The following is a 16,432-nucleotide window of genomic DNA, read 5'->3' as shown; positions in this document are numbered from 1 at the left end:
AGCGCTTTTTCGCATGAAATAAACTTATCTAAAAAGATAGAAAAAATTATAGCGCAGCCCGGCAGGTCGCTGGCGAGCATCTGTGAAAAAACAGGCAAAAAGGTTTCAGAAGGCGATCTGGGTGCTCAATGAACGGATGATTCCGGCGGTCATGCCCCACACCAGATAATCCTGGTAGCGCGAGAGCCAGACCGGATGGCGTACACCGGCCCGATGCACCTCCAGCGCGCTGTAGCGGCTTAGCTGCAGAGCTTCGGCCAGCGGCATCTCAAAAGCACTGCTGACCTCATCCGGGTTAAGAGTAAGTCGTAAATCGGCCGGAATAATGCCCAGCACGGGCGTGACCTGGAAGCCGGTGCTGCTGGTGACGGCAGGCAGCGCACCCAGTATCTCGACCTGCTGCGGATCGATGCCGACCTCTTCCTGCGCTTCACGGAGTGCTGTGTTGATCAGTGAGGCGTCGGTGTCATCCTGCATCCCGCCGGGAAAGGCGACCTGTCCGGCGTGCTTGCGCAGGGCCTGCGAACGCTGCGTCAGCAACAAACCCGGCTCAGGACGGGCCACAATAGGCACCAGCACCGCAGCATGACGTCCTGAGAGACGCTGGGTGCTGCGGGCGGGTTGCTGCAATAAAAAACGGCTGCGAAAAACATCAATCGTCAGTGCCAACTGAACCTCCTGCCTGCTCAAGTGTCGGTAAGATCCGGCTGACTTTATCGAGCGTTTCCTGATACTCCGCTTCCGGATCGCTGTCAGCCACCAATCCGCCACCGGCAGAGCAGTAGAGTTGCTGGCCTTCGGCGATTAGCGTGCGAATCGTGATGCTGGTATCCATCCGGCCACACAGGCTGATATAGCCGATGCTGCCGCACCAGGCATTGCGGCGCTGCGGTTCCAGCTCATCAATAATCTCCATTGCCCGAATCTTAGGTGCACCGGTTATCGAGCCGCCAGGAAAACAGGCGCGCAGTAAATCAGTGGCCTGCAGGCTGTCAGGTAGCTGCGCCCGCACCGTGCTCACCAGGTGATGCACGGCGGGGAAGGGTTCAACCACAAACAGCTCTGGCACCGTAACCGAACCGGGTCGCGCCACACGGCCAATATCGTTGCGCAGCAAATCAACAATCATCAGATTTTCAGCCCGATCTTTCTCCGCATGGCGCAACGACTCCGCCTGTTGTGCGTCGGCAATCGGGTCGTCACAGCGTGGTCGGGTCCCTTTAATGGGGCGAGTTTCAATCTGCTTGTTATTCAGCGACAGGAAGCGTTCCGGCGACAGGCTGAGAATTGCACTGTCAGGCAGCCGCAGAAACGCGCTGAAGGGTGCGCGGTTAGCCGCATTGAGGAGAGTGAATGCCTGCCACTCATCACCCTGATAACCCGCCTGAAAACGCTGTGCCAGGTTTACCTGATAACAGTCACCGGCCTGAATATAAGCCTGAACGGCGGCAAAGCGCGCGGCGTATTCGGCATAGCTCATATTAGAGCGCCAGCGGCTTGTCAGCGAAAAGGGTACAGTTTCGCGTACAGGCCACTGTGCCAGCCAGGCGGCACGTTCTTCAACATTGCTCAACGCCACGAGCGTCAGGGTTTGCTGATGATGGTCGGCAATCAATGCCCAGTCATAGATTCCTGTGGCCATGTCAGGCGTAGTGAGATCGGCTGCAGCCCGCTGCGGCAGGGACTCAAACCGGCGGCCCAGGTCATAACCAAACAGCCCCAGCGCACCGCCCTGAAACGGCAGCGTCTCGCTGGATGCAGGTGTGACGCCCAGCGCATCACACTGTTGCTGCACCAGCAACAGGGGATCGGCGGTTGATTCGGTTGTACCGGTTGGGTCGCTGAGCGTCGTGATTGCGCCGCGGGTCACCAGGGTGGCGCGGGGATCGGCGGTCAGAAGATCAAAACGGTTGTCACTGTGGCTGGCCTGCGCGGAGGAGAGCAGCATCGCCCAGGGCAGATGGGCAAGGGTGGCGAAACGCTGAGTCAGCGCATCGGGGGTATAATCAAGCGTGAGGGTTTCAACAATCATCGGGCAGACAAATCAGAAAGCTAAGAGGCGGTCAGACTGACATATTTTTTCCTCACTGGCACCTGTTAGTTCCACGTGGGATACTGTCTGACCCAACGCAGGAGTAAAAAATGTTTATTGGATTACCGGCTCTCTCTCATGAGCAACAACAACAGGCCGTCGAACGTATTCAGGCGCTGATGGCAGGCGGACTATCGAGCGGTGAAGCAATCGCCCAGGTGGCGCAGGAAATCCGCGAAAATCACAAGGGCGAACGTATTCGGGCGTTATTCGAAGACGAAGATGACGAAAACGAAGAGGAATAACGCCCGGCAGGTTTAACGTGCAGCAATGATTTTAATTTCGATCTTGTATTTTGGATTTAGCAGACCGGCCTGAACCGTACAGCGCACCGGCGCATTGCCCGGCGAAACCCAGGCATCCCAGGCGCGGTTCATGGCGGGGAAGTCGGCTTTATCTACCAGGAACAGCGTCGCATCCAGAATTTTGCTTTTATCGCTACCGAGCCGGGTCAGAATGGCGTCAATCACCGCCAGCGCATTGGCGGTCTGTGCTTCTGCGTCGGCATCCAGATTTTCGGGCACACTGGTGTAATAGATTGTGTCGTTATGAATGACGGCTTCGGACATACGATGTTCCGGGTCAATGCGGGTAATACTCATCGGTTTCTCCCTGGTTAATTGCGCATTAGCCTGGCACACTCCTGATATCGCTGTCACCTCTTACGCTTTACAGGCAGCGCTCAACAATCGCCTGTCTGTCTGCCATCACGTCCGGGGACATCCGGAAGGTGGTGAAATATTTCACATCAGCACCTTTTCGGCGGGGCGAAACATCCGCAAAAATAGAATCTTCCCAGGTAAAGACGCTGATCTCACTGCCGTTCGGCTGGGTGTGGGTGGTGTTATCCCGTGCAATGACGCTGGTGGTGGACCAGCCGCGATAAATACAGTCGCTGAGCTGAGGGACGGTGCGGGCGCTTTGGCCCTGGAAAACGGGTTGCTGCAGACGAGCCTGATCAGGGGTAGGTGCCTGGCAGCCGCAGAGCAGCAGTACGCCAGCCAGAGATCCGATGCGGACATAATTCATGATGTACCTCCGCCTGAAACAGGCAGTCGGGTTTAGCCATCTGCGAAACATCACCTGAAGGGCAATGTTAAGCCAGTCTCAGCACATCAGCCTACGGGTGCCACATCCCAACAGTAAGCTGATTTAATCATTATAATCCTGCCTTTTGATTACCTGATGTGTTCATTTGCATTTGATAACTGCATCACACTGTGGCGCTAACTGCGCTGACAATGAAGTGTCCTTAATCGCGCCTGCTGTTAGCGCTGACAGGGGATAAGAAACACGGAATTAGGGGAACTGGCGGCTTAAAAATGTTATAAATCAGTCATGAGATTGCGCCACAGGTTGAGGATTAAAGCATGGCGAATACGCAGTATCTTTTTTGGGTAATGGCTGGCGCTCTGACGCTGCTGTTTATTGTTATCGCGGCATTTGTGGGGTTATCCAAAGGCAGTAAGCAGGGATTTGTTACCTTTGCCGTGCTGTTCATCATCATGCTGGCGGGTGCACTGTACCTGCATCATTAGCAAGGTGCGGTTGGGCTGTTTTCAGTCCATTACAGTGAATTCACGTTTGGTTCACATTTCAGGTGGAAAGTGTGCGGCCTCCAGTGAGTGTTAACTATGATCAGTTGAAATAGCAGCCTTGCTATTTATCACCGGAGGTAATTATGTCTGAACGTCCTGATTACGATGAACCGCTGCCAGATGATGCTGAGATCTATCCGGAAGATGAAGAAGAGGATGAGGAAAACGATCCCTTAGAAAAGGATGTTTAGGCGTTTGAAACGGTTGTCTGACGACCTCCATTTCTTCTGAATTCTGACTCACGCCGCAAAACCGTCAGTCGCGCAGTTTTGCGGTTTCTACACCGGTCTCATTGACTCACTTCTGTCCGCGCCTTTTCAGCTTTACCCGGGTTGCTGGAATCTGGCTAAACAACACCCTGGTGATGACCCTCTGACCGCTCGGGTTGTTCAGATAAACTGCCCGGATAAAATCCTTCAGTCATTAGTCTCACTGACATTCGCATCGATGAAAACCTTTAGCGATTCCTGCGCGGATGCACGGCGGTTTATCGCCTTACAGATTAAAAAGCGAATGGAATAAAGTCCCTGTTATTAATTAGCTTATTCAGCAGGGTATTTAATGAAGCGCTAAAATTTCAGGTTTTCTTATCGTACTTTCGGGTCACGTACCGCCGCACCTGAAACGGCTAAAACCTCAACCTGTTGATATTTATCGATTTTGATTTGTTTATCCAATACTGACATAATTACAGTGTTTTTGCCGTTCTTAGAGAGGGTATGTGGCAGACGATTTTGCAGTGGATGGCGCACTGGCGTTGGCGATCGCAGGTTTTAAACCGCGTGAAGCACAACGTGAGATGGCGCAGGCGGTATCTGAAGCCGTAAAACAGCAGGGTGAACTGGTGGTTGAAGCCGGCACCGGCACCGGCAAAACCTATGCTTACCTGGCACCCGCCTTGCGGGCCGGAAAAAAAGTCATTGTCTCCACCGGCTCAAAAGCGCTGCAGGATCAGCTTTATGGCCGCGATCTGCCCACCATGATTAAGGCACTGAAGTTCAAAGGGAAAACGGCCTTGCTGAAAGGGCGCTCTAACTATCTCTGCCTGGAACGCATGGAACAGCAGTCGATGGCCGGTGGTGAGCTCACCGTGCAGGCGCTAACCGATCTGGTGACGCTGCGCAGTTGGTCATCACAGACAAAAGATGGCGACATCAGCAGCTGTGCGGGTGTGACCGAAGATAGCCCGATCTGGCCGCTGGTGACCAGCACCAACGACAACTGCCTGGGCACGGATTGTCCGCGCTATAAAGAGTGTTTTGTGGTCATGGCACGTAAGCGCGCCATGGACGCTGATGTGGTGGTCGTTAACCACCATTTGTTTCTTGCCGACCTGGTGGTAAAAGAGGGGGGCTTTGGCGAATTGATTCCCGAGGCTGATGTGATGATCTTCGATGAAGCCCATCAGTTGCCCGATATCGCCAGCCAGTATTTTGGTCAGCAACTCTCCAGCCGCCAGTTACTCGATCTGGCTAAAGATATTATTACCGCCTACCGCACGGAAGTGCGTGATGCCCAGCAACTGCAGAAATCAGCTGATCGACTGGCGCAATGCGCACAGGATTTCCGCCTGTCATTAGGCGATCCGGGTTATCGCGGTAATTTACGCGAACTGCTGAGCGATAACCAGATACTGCGCATGTTCACCTTGCTGGACGATGCGCTGGAGCTCTGTTACGACGTTATCAAACTCTCGCTGGGTCGTTCAGCTCTGCTGGATGCCGCCTTTGAGCGCGCCGCGCTTTACCGTACCCGCTTAAAACGGTTACGGGCGATTAACGAGCCGGGCTACAGCTACTGGTATGAATGTACGTCGCGTCATTTTATTCTGGCGCTGACGCCGCTCTCGGTCGCTGAACGATTCCGGGAAGTGATGGACAACCGTAAAGCGGCGTGGATCTTCACCTCGGCCACCCTGGCGGTGGATGAAAAAATGGCCCATTTCGCCGAACGACTGGGTGTGAATGCGGCAAAGAGCCTGATTCTGAATAGCCCGTTTGATTTTGCGAAGCAGGCACTGCTCTGCGTGCCGCGCAATCTGCCTGAGCCTAACCGTCCCGGCGGCGCCCGCCAGCTGGCCGCGATGATGAAACCGCTGATCGATGCCAACAAAGGCCGCTGTTTCTTCCTCTGCACATCGCACCTGATGATGCGTGAACTGGCGGCAGAATTTCGCGCCTCAATGACCCTGCCTGTGCTGGTACAGGGTGAAACCAGCAAAGGTCAGTTACTGAAACAGTTCATCGACAAAGGCAACGCCCTGCTGGTGGCGACCAGCAGTTTCTGGGAAGGGGTTGATGTGCGGGGTGATGCGTTGTCGCTGGTTATTATCGATAAACTGCCGTTCACCTCGCCGGAAGATCCCCTGTTAAAAGCCAGAATGGAAGATTGCCGGATTCGTGGCGGCGATCCCTTCACGGATGTGCAGCTACCGGATGCCGTGATCACGCTGAAGCAGGGGGTGGGGCGGTTGATCCGTGATACGGATGATCGGGGTGTGCTGGTGATTTGCGATCAGCGCCTCGTATCGCGTCCTTATGGCGCGTTGTTTCTCAACAGCCTGCCACCTACGCCGCGCACCCGGGACATTGATCGTGCCATCGCCTTTATCCGTCAGCAACCCGAACCAGACGCATAATTTTATGCTAATATGCGCGCCGTTTTCTTTCTTCTGAGGTGGTCATGTCAGCCCGAATTTTAGCGCTGGATACGGCGACAGAAGCCTGTTCAGCTGCCTTGCTGAATCAGCAACAGATTGATGCCCGATTCGAGATCGCCCCGCGTGATCATACCCAGCGTATTTTACCGCTGGTCGAAGAGCTCCTGCTGGCACAGCAGCTGGAACTGACCGAACTGGACGCGCTCGCCTTTGGTCGCGGCCCGGGCAGTTTTACTGGCGTACGCATTGGCATTGGCATTGCGCAGGGCCTTGCACTGGGCGCAGCACTGCCGATGATCGCGGTTTCTACCCTCGCGACGCTGGCGGAAGGCGCATGGCGCCTTCACGGGGCAACCCGGGTATTAACGGCGATTGACGCGCGGATGGGCGAAGTCTATTGGGCCGAATATCAGCGTGATGAGCACGGTGCCTGGCAGGGCGAAGCCAGCGAAAGTGTGTTGTCGCCGGAAGCGGCACTGGCACGCATGCAGTCGCTCTCTGGTGAATGGATGACCGCTGGCACCGGCTGGCAGGCTTATCCTGGCCTGCAGCAGGGACATGAACTGACGCTGGTTGCCAGTGAGGTCACGCTGCCTGCCGCTCAGGATATGCTGCCGCTGGCGATACTTGCTCTGGCGCAGGGGAATACGCTGCTGCCGGAGACGGCGGAGCCCACTTATCTGCGCAATGAAGTCGCCTGGAAAAAATTACCTGGCCGGTAAAATGCACGCAACTTATTGTTATGCGTCCAGTCTAAGTCTTTACCTAACGGGAGAACGTCTATGTCGTCAATGTGTGGTAAAGGGCTTTCAGGTCTGCTGCTGACCTGTGTGCTGGCGTTAACCGGTTGTGTCTCGATTCCCGACACACTGCAGGGCAGCTCGCCTCAGCCGCAGCAGGATTTGTTGCGGGTCATGAGCGATCCTTCGATCTTCGTCGGGCAGGAATCTCGCTTTGGCGGCAAGGTCGTGAATGTCACTAATCTGAACGGCAAAACCCGGCTTGAGATTGCTGCACAGCCGCTGGACGATAGCGCCAGACCGCGTCTGGGGGCGGCGTCGGTGGGGCGGATTTATGCCGATATCCACGGCTTCGTTGATCCAGTGGATGTCAGAAACCAGTATGTCACTGTGCTGGGTACCCTGAAGGGAACGGAGCAGGGCAAAATTGGTGAGGCAGATTATAAATTTGCCGTTATCGATGTACGAGGTTACCAGCGCTGGCGTCTCGCGCAACAGGTAACAGCACCGCCTCAGCCAATGGATCCCTGGATCTGGTATGGTCCGACTCGTCATCGCGGCGGCTACTGGGGCCCAAATCCTTACTGGGGTATGGTTAACAGTGGGCCGACTGAGGTGCAAACCATACTGACCGAGTAACGGTGAAAAAGGTGATATCCAGCCCGGTTGCGGTGCTCGCTGCCGGGCTTTTTATTTGCCTGTTTTCGCTGCACGAAATTTAGTGATGCACTTCGCAACCTCAACATGCCAAACCAGGCAAACTGGTACAATCAGTTAAAATATTGTTAACAAAACAGATTGGCTGAGGCAGCGATGGAAATACAACATAATTATCGGGGTGAATCCTTGAATAAGGTTTGGCTGAAACGCTACCCGGCAGATGTGCCTGCCGAAATAAGTGCAGATCGTTACACCTCGCTGGTGGATCTGTTTGAGCAGGCCGTAAAACGCTACGCTGATCAACCCGCGTTTATAAACATGGGTCAGAAGATGAGTTACCGTCAGCTGGAGGAGAAGAGCCGCGCGTTTGCCGCCTATCTCCAGCAGCAACTGGGCCTGAAAGCGGGTGACCGCGTGGCCCTGATGATGCCTAACTTATTGCAGTATCCGGTGGCCCTGATTGGTGTGCTGCGCGCTGGCATGGTGGTGGTCAACGTTAACCCGCTCTATACGCCACGTGAACTCAGGCATCAGCTCAATGACAGCGGTGCCAGCGCCATCGTCATCGTCTCGAATTTTGCCCACACGCTGGAAAAAGTGGTGGCGGAAACCGCGGTGCGTCATGTCATTCTGACGCGGATGGGCGATCAGCTGGCACCCATAAAAGCGACGCTGGTTAACTTTATCGTCAAGTATGTGAAGAAGCTGGTGCCTAAATATCATCTGCCTGGCGCCATCTCCTTTCGTCATGTTCTGGACGTGGGTGCCACACTCAATTATCAGCGTCCGACCGTCTCAAATGACGATCTCGCTTTCCTGCAGTACACCGGCGGCACGACCGGCGTAGCCAAAGGGGCAATGCTGACCCATCGCAACATGCAGGCGAACCTGGAGCAGACCCGCGCGACTTACGGTAAAGTGCTGCGCGACGGTAAAGAGTTTGTCGTCACTGCGCTGCCGCTTTATCACATTTTCGCTTTAACAGTGAATGGCCTGCTTTTCCTGGAGCTGGGCGGTCAGAATCTGCTGATCACGAATCCGCGTGATATTCCTGGCTTCGTTAAGGAGCTGGGTAAATTTCCGTTTACCGCGATCACTGGCGTGAACACGCTGTTCAATGCGCTGCTCAACGATGAGCAGTTCAATAAGCTCGATTTCTCAACGCTGCGTCTTTCGGCCGGTGGCGGGATGGCTGTGCAGAAAGTGGTGGCGGAACGCTGGGAAAAGCTAACCGGACACTATCTGCTGGAAGGCTATGGCCTGACCGAATGTTCGCCGCTGGTGTCAGTCAATCCGTATGACATCAGCTGTCATACCGGCAGTATCGGCCTGCCGGTGCCCTCGACAGACGTGCGGATTCTGGATGACGATGGCAACGAAGTGCCGCCAGGTGAGCCGGGTGAGCTCTGCATCAAAGGTCCCCAGGTGATGCTGGGCTACTGGCAGCATCCGGAAGCGACAGCGGAAGTGCTGAAAAATGGCTGGCTCCACAGCGGTGATATTGTTACCGTTGATCAGGAAGGCTTTATCCGCATCGTTGACCGCAAAAAAGATATGATTCTGGTCTCCGGTTTTAATGTCTATCCGAATGAAATCGAAGATGTGCTGATGCAGCATCCTAAAGTGCGTGAAGCGGCGGCAATTGGTGTGCCGAGCGATCTTTCTGGCGAAGCCGTAAAAGTCTGTATCGTGAAAAAAGACGCGTCACTGACTAAAGAAGACGTGCTCGATCACTGCCGCCGTCAGTTGACCGGCTACAAGGTGCCGAAGATCATTGAGTTTCGTGATGATTTGCCCAAAACCAACGTCGGCAAGATTCTGCGGCGCGAGTTGCGTGACGAGGTAAAACCCGGCGCGAGCTGAATCCGGGCAAAATTGAGGTTGAACGCCGGCATGTCCGGCGTTTTTATTGTTTTTAACATGGAGCGCCGCGCGTTGTTAGCTGCGGTGGAAATCAGACGTGAACTATTCCCTTATCGACCAGGATGATCAACTGGCAGACGTGTGTCAGAAAGCGCGCCAGCAGGCGGCGGTGGCACTGGATACCGAATTTGTCCGTACCCGTACTTACTATCCTCAGCTTGGCCTGATCCAGCTGTTCGACGATCACCAATTGGTGCTGATTGACCCACTGAATATCCGTGACTGGTCACCCTTTATTGCGTTGCTTACCGACACCCGTGTCACCAAATTCCTCCATGCCGGAGGTGAAGATCTGGAAGTCTTCCTGCACCGTTTCGGCGTGCTGCCGACACCGATGATCGATACACAGATTCTGGCAGCCTTCTCCGGCCAGCCGCTCTCCTGGGGCTTTGCCTCAATGGTGGCGCATTTCACGCAGGTCGAACTCGATAAAAGTGAATCACGCACCGACTGGCTGGCACGCCCTCTGACCCAGCGTCAGTGCGAATATGCGGCGGCAGACGTTCACTATCTGCTGCCGATTGCGCGCCAGCTGATGATCAACACTGAAGAGGCCGGCAACATGGCGGCGGCGCTCAGTGAGTGCGACAATCTTTGTCAGCGTCGTCTGGATAGCCTTTCGCCGGATGAAGCCTGGCGGGATATCACCAATGCCTGGCAATTGCGTCCGCGTCAACTGGCCGCGCTGCAGCGACTGGCGGCCTGGCGTCTGAAACTGGCGCGTGAAAAGGATATGGCGGTTAACTTTGTTGTGCGCGAAGAGCACCTGTGGAAAGTCGCGCGCTTTATGCCAGGTTCACTGGGTGAGCTGGATCATCTGGGACTGTCAGGTCATGAAATCCGTTTCCACGGTAAAACGCTGGTGGCGCTGGTGGCCGAAGCAGAGGCGCTGGATGAAAGTGAACTGCCGGCTCCGCTGGGCAATCTGATCGACCATCCTGATTACAAGCAGGTGTTTAAAGCGATGAAAGCCCTGGTGCAGCAGGTCAGCGGGCAGAGTGGGTTCAGTCAGGAATTACTGGCGTCACGACGTCAGATTAATCAGGTATTAAGCCAGCACTGGGGTCTTAAGCCACAGGGACGTCAACCGGAGTTACTGACCGGATGGCGGGGCGAACTGCTGAAACCCGGCATTGAGGAGATTCTGGCGGGTTGTTAACGGTAAAAATTTCCCCTGCCAGAGCGCAGGGGAAATTCAGGAAACCGTCAGCGTCATTTAGTCACTTCATCCGTTTCCGGCAACGTTACGTTCAGCTCCAGAATCGAGATATCGTCACCTTTCTGATCGAGCTGCACAGTCACCATTTCGGGATCGATCTTCACATATCTGCAAATCACTTCCAGAATGTCGCGCTTAAGTTGCGGAAGATAATGGGGCTCACTGTCGCCCCTTCTCCGTTCTGCCACGATAATCTGCAGCCTTTCCTTGGCTATGTTGGCAGTGTTCTTCTTCCGGGATAAAAAGAAATCAAGTAATGCCATGGTTTATCCCCCGAACAGGCGTTTCAGGAAACCCTTCTTCTCTTCTTCGATAAAGCGGAAGGGGCGTACTTCACCGAGCAACCGTTCAACGGTATCGGCATAGGCTTTGCCAGCATCAGATTCGCCGTCAAGAATCACCGGTTCACCCTGGTTAGAGGCACGTAACACCGATTGATCTTCAGGAATCACGCCAACCAGAGGAATGCGCAGAATCTCCAGCACATCTTCCATGCTCAGCATATCGCCACGGTTAACCCGGCCAGGGTTATAGCGGGTCAGCAGCAGATGCTCCTTCACCGGATCCTGACTGTTTTCCGCACGACGCGATTTAGACGAAATAATACCGAGGATACGGTCGGAGTCACGCACAGATGAGACTTCCGGGTTCGTAGTGATAATGGCTTCATCAGCAAAATAGAGCGCCATCAGTGCACCGGTTTCAATCCCTGCCGGTGAATCGCAGACGATGAAATCGAATTCCATAGCGGCTAAGTCGTTCAGAACTTTTTCAACACCTTCGCGAGTCAGCGCATCTTTATCACGGGTCTGCGAGGCGGGCAGAATGTAGAGTTGCTCAGTGCGTTTGTCGCGAATCAGCGCCTGGTTCAGCGTGGCATCGCCCTGGATAACGTTGACGAAGTCATAAACCACGCGGCGTTCACAACCCATGATCAAATCCAGATTACGCAGACCGATATCAAAGTCGATAACGACCGTCTTTTTGCCTTTCTGCGCTAAACCGGTGGCGATGGCCGCGCTTGACGTGGTCTTACCAACGCCCCCTTTACCGGATGTAACTACAATAATGCGTGCCATAAATGTTGATTTCCTTAACAAAAGAAAAGGGGCCTAATTAAGTGTCTGGATAGTCAGCGCGCCATCCTGCAGGCACAGACGCGCGGCTTTACCAAAAAATTCTTGCGGGATCTGATCCATGATCCAGTACTCTCCGGCAATCGAGACCAGCTCGGCGGCCAGGTTGGTACAAAAAATCTGGCAATTGCGATCACCACTGGCACCCGCCAGTGCGCGACCGCGCATCATGCCGTAAATATGAATGTTGCCATCGGCGACCAGTTCGGCGCCGGCGCTGACGCTGCTGGTGATAATCAAATCAGCGTCACGCGCATAAATCTGCTGGCCTGAACGCACCGGCGTGTTCACGATGCGTGTTTTCGTTGCCACCGTTTCGGTGACCACCGGCAGCGGTTCAGGAACTGGCACGGGTGGTGGCGCTTCTGCACGCGGTCTGGACTCTTTGCCTTCTGCCAGAACTGGCAGGCCTGCCCGGGATATCATGCGTTTCAGTGCGTCATTTTTGCAGCCGCTTACGCCGACAATACGTAAACCGGTGGCGAGAATCGCCTGCTGCAACTGTTTCCAGTTAACCTCGGCACTCAATGTGGCGACGTTAAGTACAACCGGTGCGTTTTTCAGGAAATCCGGAGCCTGATCAATCTTGTCCTGAAGTGCCTTACGAATCACCGCAGGGTCATGGTGGTGCAAATGGACGACAGATAGGGTGAAACTGCTACCTTTGAATTCGATTGGCGTTTGCGACATCTGTCCCGACTCAGTCCTGTTTTCACTACCGTTAGCAAGCCGATGATAAAATCATCACTGAAGCGCTAACGGTGAATATTCGAAGTTCTGCAAGCATGTTATAGTTACAGCTATATTCAGACAAGCCTCAACGCCGGTTAATTCGAGTAAAAAATATGTTTTGTGTGATCTACAGAAGCCCGTTACGTGACCAGACTTATCTCTATGTAGAAAAAAAGGACGATTTCTCGCGCGTTCCTGAAGAATTGCTGAAAGGGTTTGGCAAGCCGCAGTTGGCGATGGTGCTAAAGCTGGCGGGCCGCGACAGGCTGGCAAATGCAGATATCAATAAAGTTAAGCAGGGGTTGAGTGAGCAGGGCTATTATTTGCAACTTCCTCCGCCGATTGAAAGTCTGCTAAAAATTCATTTAGAGGCTGATAAAAAAGTTTAACTCAGATTCTTCTGTAAATATAAATCCTGTCGGCGTCATCCTGGCAGGATAATATTGCCCGACGCTGCGTAAAATTAACGGCGCAGCTTATCTGTTTCACCCGTTTCTAAATTTCCTGCCCATTTTTTTCGCCTGATTTGTACGATTATTCAGCACCTCAGCGCCGCCATTTACGCTTTTTGACAAATTCCATCCCCCGGACCGTTAAAAGGATCTTATTATCACGCCATGAGGTTGGCATTTCGATCAACACAAAAGCAAACATCAACCCGCCAGCAGCGCTGGCATCACACCTAACCTGAACAGGGGATGAGCATGTATCAGCATCGTAACTGGCAAGGCGCTCTGTTAGATTTTCCGGTCAGTAAAGTGGTTTGCGTGGGCAGTAATTACGCAAAACACATTAAAGAAATGGGCAGCGCAACGCCGACTGAGCCGGTGATCTTTATCAAGCCGGAAACAGCGCTGTGTGATTTACGCCAGCCGCTCTCTATTCCCGACGCATTTGGCGAAGTTCATCACGAGGTCGAACTGGCCGTGCTGATTGGCGGGACGCTGAAGCAGGCGACGGAGGCACATGTGGCTAAAGCGATTGCAGGTTATGGCGTGGCGCTGGACCTGACATTGCGTGATCTGCAGTCCGGGCTGAAAAAAGCAGGCCAGCCCTGGGAAAAATCCAAAGGTTTTGATAACGCCTGTCCGGTTTCCGGTTTTATCCCGGTGTCAGACTTCAGTGGCGATCCGCAGAATGTCGAACTGAAACTGGTGGTGAATGGTGAAGTGCGGCAGCACGGTAACACCGAAGATATGATTCATAAAATCCTGCCGCTGATTGCACACATGAGCCACTACTTTACCCTGCGCGCCGGCGACGTGATTCTGACCGGTACGCCAGAAGGGGTGGGCCCGATGCGCTCGGGTGATCAGCTGGAAGTCTCCCTGGCGGGTCACGGCATCAGCACGCGCGTACTCTAAAAACTTGCATCACCGCAGCATAGGCTTTATAAGGTGCGGTTTAGGCACAACCCGGACAAATCATCATGACAGACACCCCTTTCTGGCAACAAAAACGCCTGGCACAAATGAGCGATGAGGAATGGGAATCCTTGTGTGATGGTTGTGGACAGTGTTGCCTGAACAAGTTACAGGACGCAGACACCGATGAGATCTACTTCACCAATGTCGCCTGTAATCAGCTCAATATTAAAACCTGCCAGTGCCGCAACTATGAGCGCCGCTTCGAACTTGAAGAGGATTGCATCAAGTTAACGCGCGAAAATCTGACCACGTTTAACTGGTTACCGCGTACCTGTGCATACCGGTTGCTGGGTGAAGGTAAAGATCTCCCCGCCTGGCATCCGCTGCGAGCCGGTTCTAAAACCGCCATGCACGCGAAGCGTATTTCTGTAAGGTATATTGCCGTGCGCGAGAGTGAAGTGCGGGATTGGGAAGATCACATTATCGATCGCCCCGATCGCAACGGCTAAACGCGTCGCGTGAGTCGGGATATGAAAAAAAGGCTGCCATTGGCAGCCTTTCCTGATCTCAGCGACTAAAGAGATCGCGACGTTTTGGTTTTAGCGGCTGGGCAATCAGTACCAGCGCCGCAACCAGCAGATAACCGGCGAATACCACAATCATCCACTGTGGCATGCTGAGCGTCAGGAACGTCCAGCTGCGATCAGCGCAATCACCGGTAGCCTGAAACACGGATGGCATCCACTTATCCAGCGGTAATCCGCTGGGGAAGCGTGCGGCGAAATCACAGGTGGTGAATGGGTTAGGGTGCAACTGAATCATCGTATGTTCATAGGAGAGACGCAGTCCTTCCCAGGCACTGTAGATCCACAAGGCCAGCGCGCCCAGACGCAACGACGATTTAGGCGCAATTGCGCCCACCAGACCCGCACCCAACACACCAAACAGGGCATTACGCTCATAGATACACATTACGCAGGGCTTCAGGCCCATCACATGCTGAAAAAAGAGTGCCGTCAATTCCAGTGCAAGCGCCGTCAGTGCCAGTAATAACCAGGCTCCACGCCCCCGTGAACATTGATTCAGATATCGCAACATATTGCATTCCCTGTAAACGTTAATGCCACGCAGTGTAAACCAAAAGCGTTTGCAAACCAGCCAGTCGCAAGGAAAAATCGTGTGCAAACATGACCTGATTCTGATCCAGAACAGGTTAAATGAGGATCTGCAGAGGCTATCTCCGCGGAGGTCGCATCAGCACGGCGATTGAAATCAGTCAGGCGGAGAGAGTGGGTCGCATAAGGCAGTCAGTGAAACGGCTGGCAGCAACTATCCTGCGCGAACAGTCCACGCATTCAGAACGCCATTATGCTGTTCGGGGACACAGGTTGTTTCAGCCCATAAAACTGTTCTGATGACGGTTGTCTCTGCGCAGCAGATTAGATTGTCAGCCATTCTGAAATATGCGACTACGCCCGGTTTAATGAGTACGCAGGCTATATCCGCTATAGGGCGTCTGGTATGATGAGTCCACATCATGATGAGAAAAGCAACGAGAACACATTGCTATGGTTATAAAGGCTCAGAGTCCAGCGGGATTTGCTGAAGAGTATATTATTGAAAGCATCTGGAACAGTCGCTTTCCGCCCGGATCGATTCTTCCTGCTGAGCGTGAGCTTTCTGAATTGATTGGGGTAACGCGCACTACCTTGCGTGAGGTGCTGCAGCGACTGGCACGCGATGGCTGGCTGACGATTCAGCATGGCAAACCGACACGGGTAAACGATTTCTGGGAGACCTCCGGCCTCAATATTCTGGAAACCCTGGCCCGTCTCGATCACGACAGCGTTCCCGTGTTAATCGACAACCTGCTGTCTGTCCGCAGCAACATTTCATCGATTTTTATCAGCCGTGCGCTGCGCCATCATCCTGATAAAGCCCGTGAAGTGCTGGAGACAGTCAGTGCCGCAGCCGATCAGGCTGATGCCTATACCGAACTTGATTATCGGGTGTTCCGTGGCCTGGCATTTGCGTCAGGTAACCCGATTTATGGTTTGATTCTGAATGGCCTGAAAGGCCTCTATACTCGCGTTGGTCGTCACTACTTCTCTAACCCGGAAGCTCGCCAGGTCGCGCGCGATTTCTATCTTAAGCTTCTGGCGCTGTGCGATAAAGAACCAGGACAGGATGAGATTGTGGATGTGGTGCGCAACTATGGTCGCCGCAGCGGTGAAATCTGGCACAGCATGCAGAAAAACTTGCCTGACGATCTCGGCAACAAACGTTAAAAAAAACCGGACATCGCG

Annotated in this window: 19 protein-coding genes; 11 read left to right on the top strand and 8 right to left on the bottom strand. The window is 53.8% G+C overall.

The genetic code is table 11. The features are described 5' to 3' along the window. Window positions 1-105 precede the first annotated feature (105 nt). Both Q7C21_RS14325 and pabB read right to left on the bottom strand, forming a co-directional pair. Window positions 106-669 (bottom strand): CoA pyrophosphatase, encoded by a 564-nt coding sequence (locus tag Q7C21_RS14325; RefSeq protein ID WP_003852695.1) that lies wholly within the window; start codon window positions 667-669, stop codon window positions 106-108. Beyond that, window positions 653-2,032, bottom strand: a complete 1,380-nt coding sequence (pabB, locus tag Q7C21_RS14320; protein WP_140915461.1) for an aminodeoxychorismate synthase component 1 — start codon at window positions 2,030-2,032, stop codon at window positions 653-655. The genes Q7C21_RS14325 and pabB overlap by 17 nt, the downstream gene beginning before the upstream one ends. 110 nt (window positions 2,033-2,142) lie before the next feature. Between pabB and Q7C21_RS14315 the strand changes: the two genes are divergently transcribed. Next, complete coding sequence (locus tag Q7C21_RS14315) at window positions 2,143-2,337, top strand: YoaH family protein (protein WP_003852697.1); 195 nt, start codon at window positions 2,143-2,145, stop codon at window positions 2,335-2,337. A 12-nt stretch (window positions 2,338-2,349) separates the two neighbouring features. On the opposite strand, the gene Q7C21_RS14310 is transcribed toward Q7C21_RS14315, so the two are convergent. Further along, on the bottom strand, window positions 2,350-2,694 hold the full coding sequence (locus Q7C21_RS14310; protein ID WP_003852699.1) for a RidA family protein: 345 nt from the start codon (window positions 2,692-2,694) through the stop codon (window positions 2,350-2,352). 67 nt (window positions 2,695-2,761) lie between these two features. After that, the gene (locus Q7C21_RS14305) at window positions 2,762-3,121 is read right to left on the bottom strand and encodes a hypothetical protein (RefSeq protein WP_105099121.1); all 360 of its coding nucleotides are present in this window, start codon (window positions 3,119-3,121) and stop codon (window positions 2,762-2,764) included. A gap of 341 nt (window positions 3,122-3,462) precedes the next feature. On the opposite strand from Q7C21_RS14305, the gene Q7C21_RS14300 reads away from it, so the two are divergent. The 6 genes from Q7C21_RS14300 to rnd all read left to right on the top strand — a co-directional run bounded on the left by Q7C21_RS14300 (window position 3,463) and on the right by rnd (window position 10,831). Next, a complete protein-coding gene (locus tag Q7C21_RS14300; RefSeq protein WP_003852701.1) occupies window positions 3,463-3,630 on the top strand; it encodes a hypothetical protein in 168 nt (55 codons plus the stop codon). A 781-nt stretch (window positions 3,631-4,411) separates the two neighbouring features. Further along, complete coding sequence (locus Q7C21_RS14295; protein ID WP_008925318.1) at window positions 4,412-6,328, top strand: ATP-dependent DNA helicase; 1,917 nt, start codon at window positions 4,412-4,414, stop codon at window positions 6,326-6,328. Window positions 6,329-6,372: 44 nt separating this feature from the next. After that, complete coding sequence (gene tsaB / locus Q7C21_RS14290; RefSeq protein ID WP_003852707.1) at window positions 6,373-7,071, top strand: tRNA (adenosine(37)-N6)-threonylcarbamoyltransferase complex dimerization subunit type 1 TsaB; 699 nt, start codon at window positions 6,373-6,375, stop codon at window positions 7,069-7,071. 60 nt (window positions 7,072-7,131) lie between these two features. Continuing rightward, window positions 7,132-7,728: a Slp family lipoprotein gene (locus Q7C21_RS14285; protein WP_003852709.1), complete on the top strand. Its 597-nt coding sequence runs from the start codon at window positions 7,132-7,134 to the stop codon at window positions 7,726-7,728. Between the two features lie 207 nt (window positions 7,729-7,935). After that, entirely contained in the window at window positions 7,936-9,612 is a 1,677-nt protein-coding gene (gene fadD, locus Q7C21_RS14280; protein ID WP_128755131.1) for a long-chain-fatty-acid--CoA ligase FadD, read from the top strand. A gap of 97 nt (window positions 9,613-9,709) precedes the next feature. After that, complete coding sequence (gene rnd / locus Q7C21_RS14275) at window positions 9,710-10,831, top strand: ribonuclease D (protein WP_003852713.1); 1,122 nt, start codon at window positions 9,710-9,712, stop codon at window positions 10,829-10,831. Between the two features lie 53 nt (window positions 10,832-10,884). Here the strand turns inward: rnd and minE are convergent, their stop codons facing one another. The 3 genes from minE to minC are packed head-to-tail and all read right to left on the bottom strand — an operon-like array spanning window position 10,885 to window position 12,717. Next, entirely contained in the window at window positions 10,885-11,154 is a 270-nt protein-coding gene (minE, locus tag Q7C21_RS14270) for a cell division topological specificity factor MinE (protein WP_008925314.1), read from the bottom strand. A gap of 3 nt (window positions 11,155-11,157) precedes the next feature. Further along, window positions 11,158-11,970 (bottom strand): septum site-determining protein MinD, encoded by an 813-nt coding sequence (gene minD / locus Q7C21_RS14265; protein ID WP_003852716.1) that lies wholly within the window; start codon window positions 11,968-11,970, stop codon window positions 11,158-11,160. 33 nt (window positions 11,971-12,003) lie between these two features. Beyond that, the gene (gene minC, locus Q7C21_RS14260; RefSeq protein ID WP_008925313.1) at window positions 12,004-12,717 is read right to left on the bottom strand and encodes a septum site-determining protein MinC; all 714 of its coding nucleotides are present in this window, start codon (window positions 12,715-12,717) and stop codon (window positions 12,004-12,006) included. 155 nt (window positions 12,718-12,872) lie between these two features. On the opposite strand from minC, the gene Q7C21_RS14255 reads away from it, so the two are divergent. The 3 genes from Q7C21_RS14255 (at window position 12,873) to Q7C21_RS14245 (ending at window position 14,635) form a co-directional block, all read left to right on the top strand. After that, window positions 12,873-13,148, top strand: coding sequence for a YcgL domain-containing protein (locus Q7C21_RS14255; protein ID WP_003852719.1), 276 nt, complete (start codon window positions 12,873-12,875; stop codon window positions 13,146-13,148). 315 nt (window positions 13,149-13,463) lie between these two features. Further along, the gene (locus tag Q7C21_RS14250; protein WP_003852721.1) at window positions 13,464-14,123 is read left to right on the top strand and encodes a fumarylacetoacetate hydrolase family protein; all 660 of its coding nucleotides are present in this window, start codon (window positions 13,464-13,466) and stop codon (window positions 14,121-14,123) included. Between the two features lie 65 nt (window positions 14,124-14,188). Further along, entirely contained in the window at window positions 14,189-14,635 is a 447-nt protein-coding gene (locus Q7C21_RS14245; protein WP_003852723.1) for a YcgN family cysteine cluster protein, read from the top strand. 58 nt (window positions 14,636-14,693) lie between these two features. Here Q7C21_RS14245 and dsbB read toward each other — a convergent pair whose 3' ends face one another. Continuing rightward, window positions 14,694-15,224, bottom strand: coding sequence for a disulfide bond formation protein DsbB (gene dsbB / locus Q7C21_RS14240; RefSeq protein ID WP_078804466.1), 531 nt, complete (start codon window positions 15,222-15,224; stop codon window positions 14,694-14,696). A 470-nt stretch (window positions 15,225-15,694) separates the two neighbouring features. Here dsbB and fadR point away from each other — a divergent pair, with 470 nt between their 5' ends. After that, complete coding sequence (fadR, locus tag Q7C21_RS14235) at window positions 15,695-16,414, top strand: fatty acid metabolism transcriptional regulator FadR (protein WP_003852726.1); 720 nt, start codon at window positions 15,695-15,697, stop codon at window positions 16,412-16,414. Window positions 16,415-16,432 lie beyond the last annotated feature (18 nt).

Source organism: Pantoea sp. ANP04, from assembly GCF_041982285.1.
In the GTDB taxonomy this organism is placed as follows: domain Bacteria; phylum Pseudomonadota; class Gammaproteobacteria; order Enterobacterales; family Enterobacteriaceae; genus Pantoea; species Pantoea eucalypti.
The sequence above is the reverse complement of the archived record's forward strand: the minus strand, read 5'-3'. Positions and strand labels throughout refer to the sequence as shown.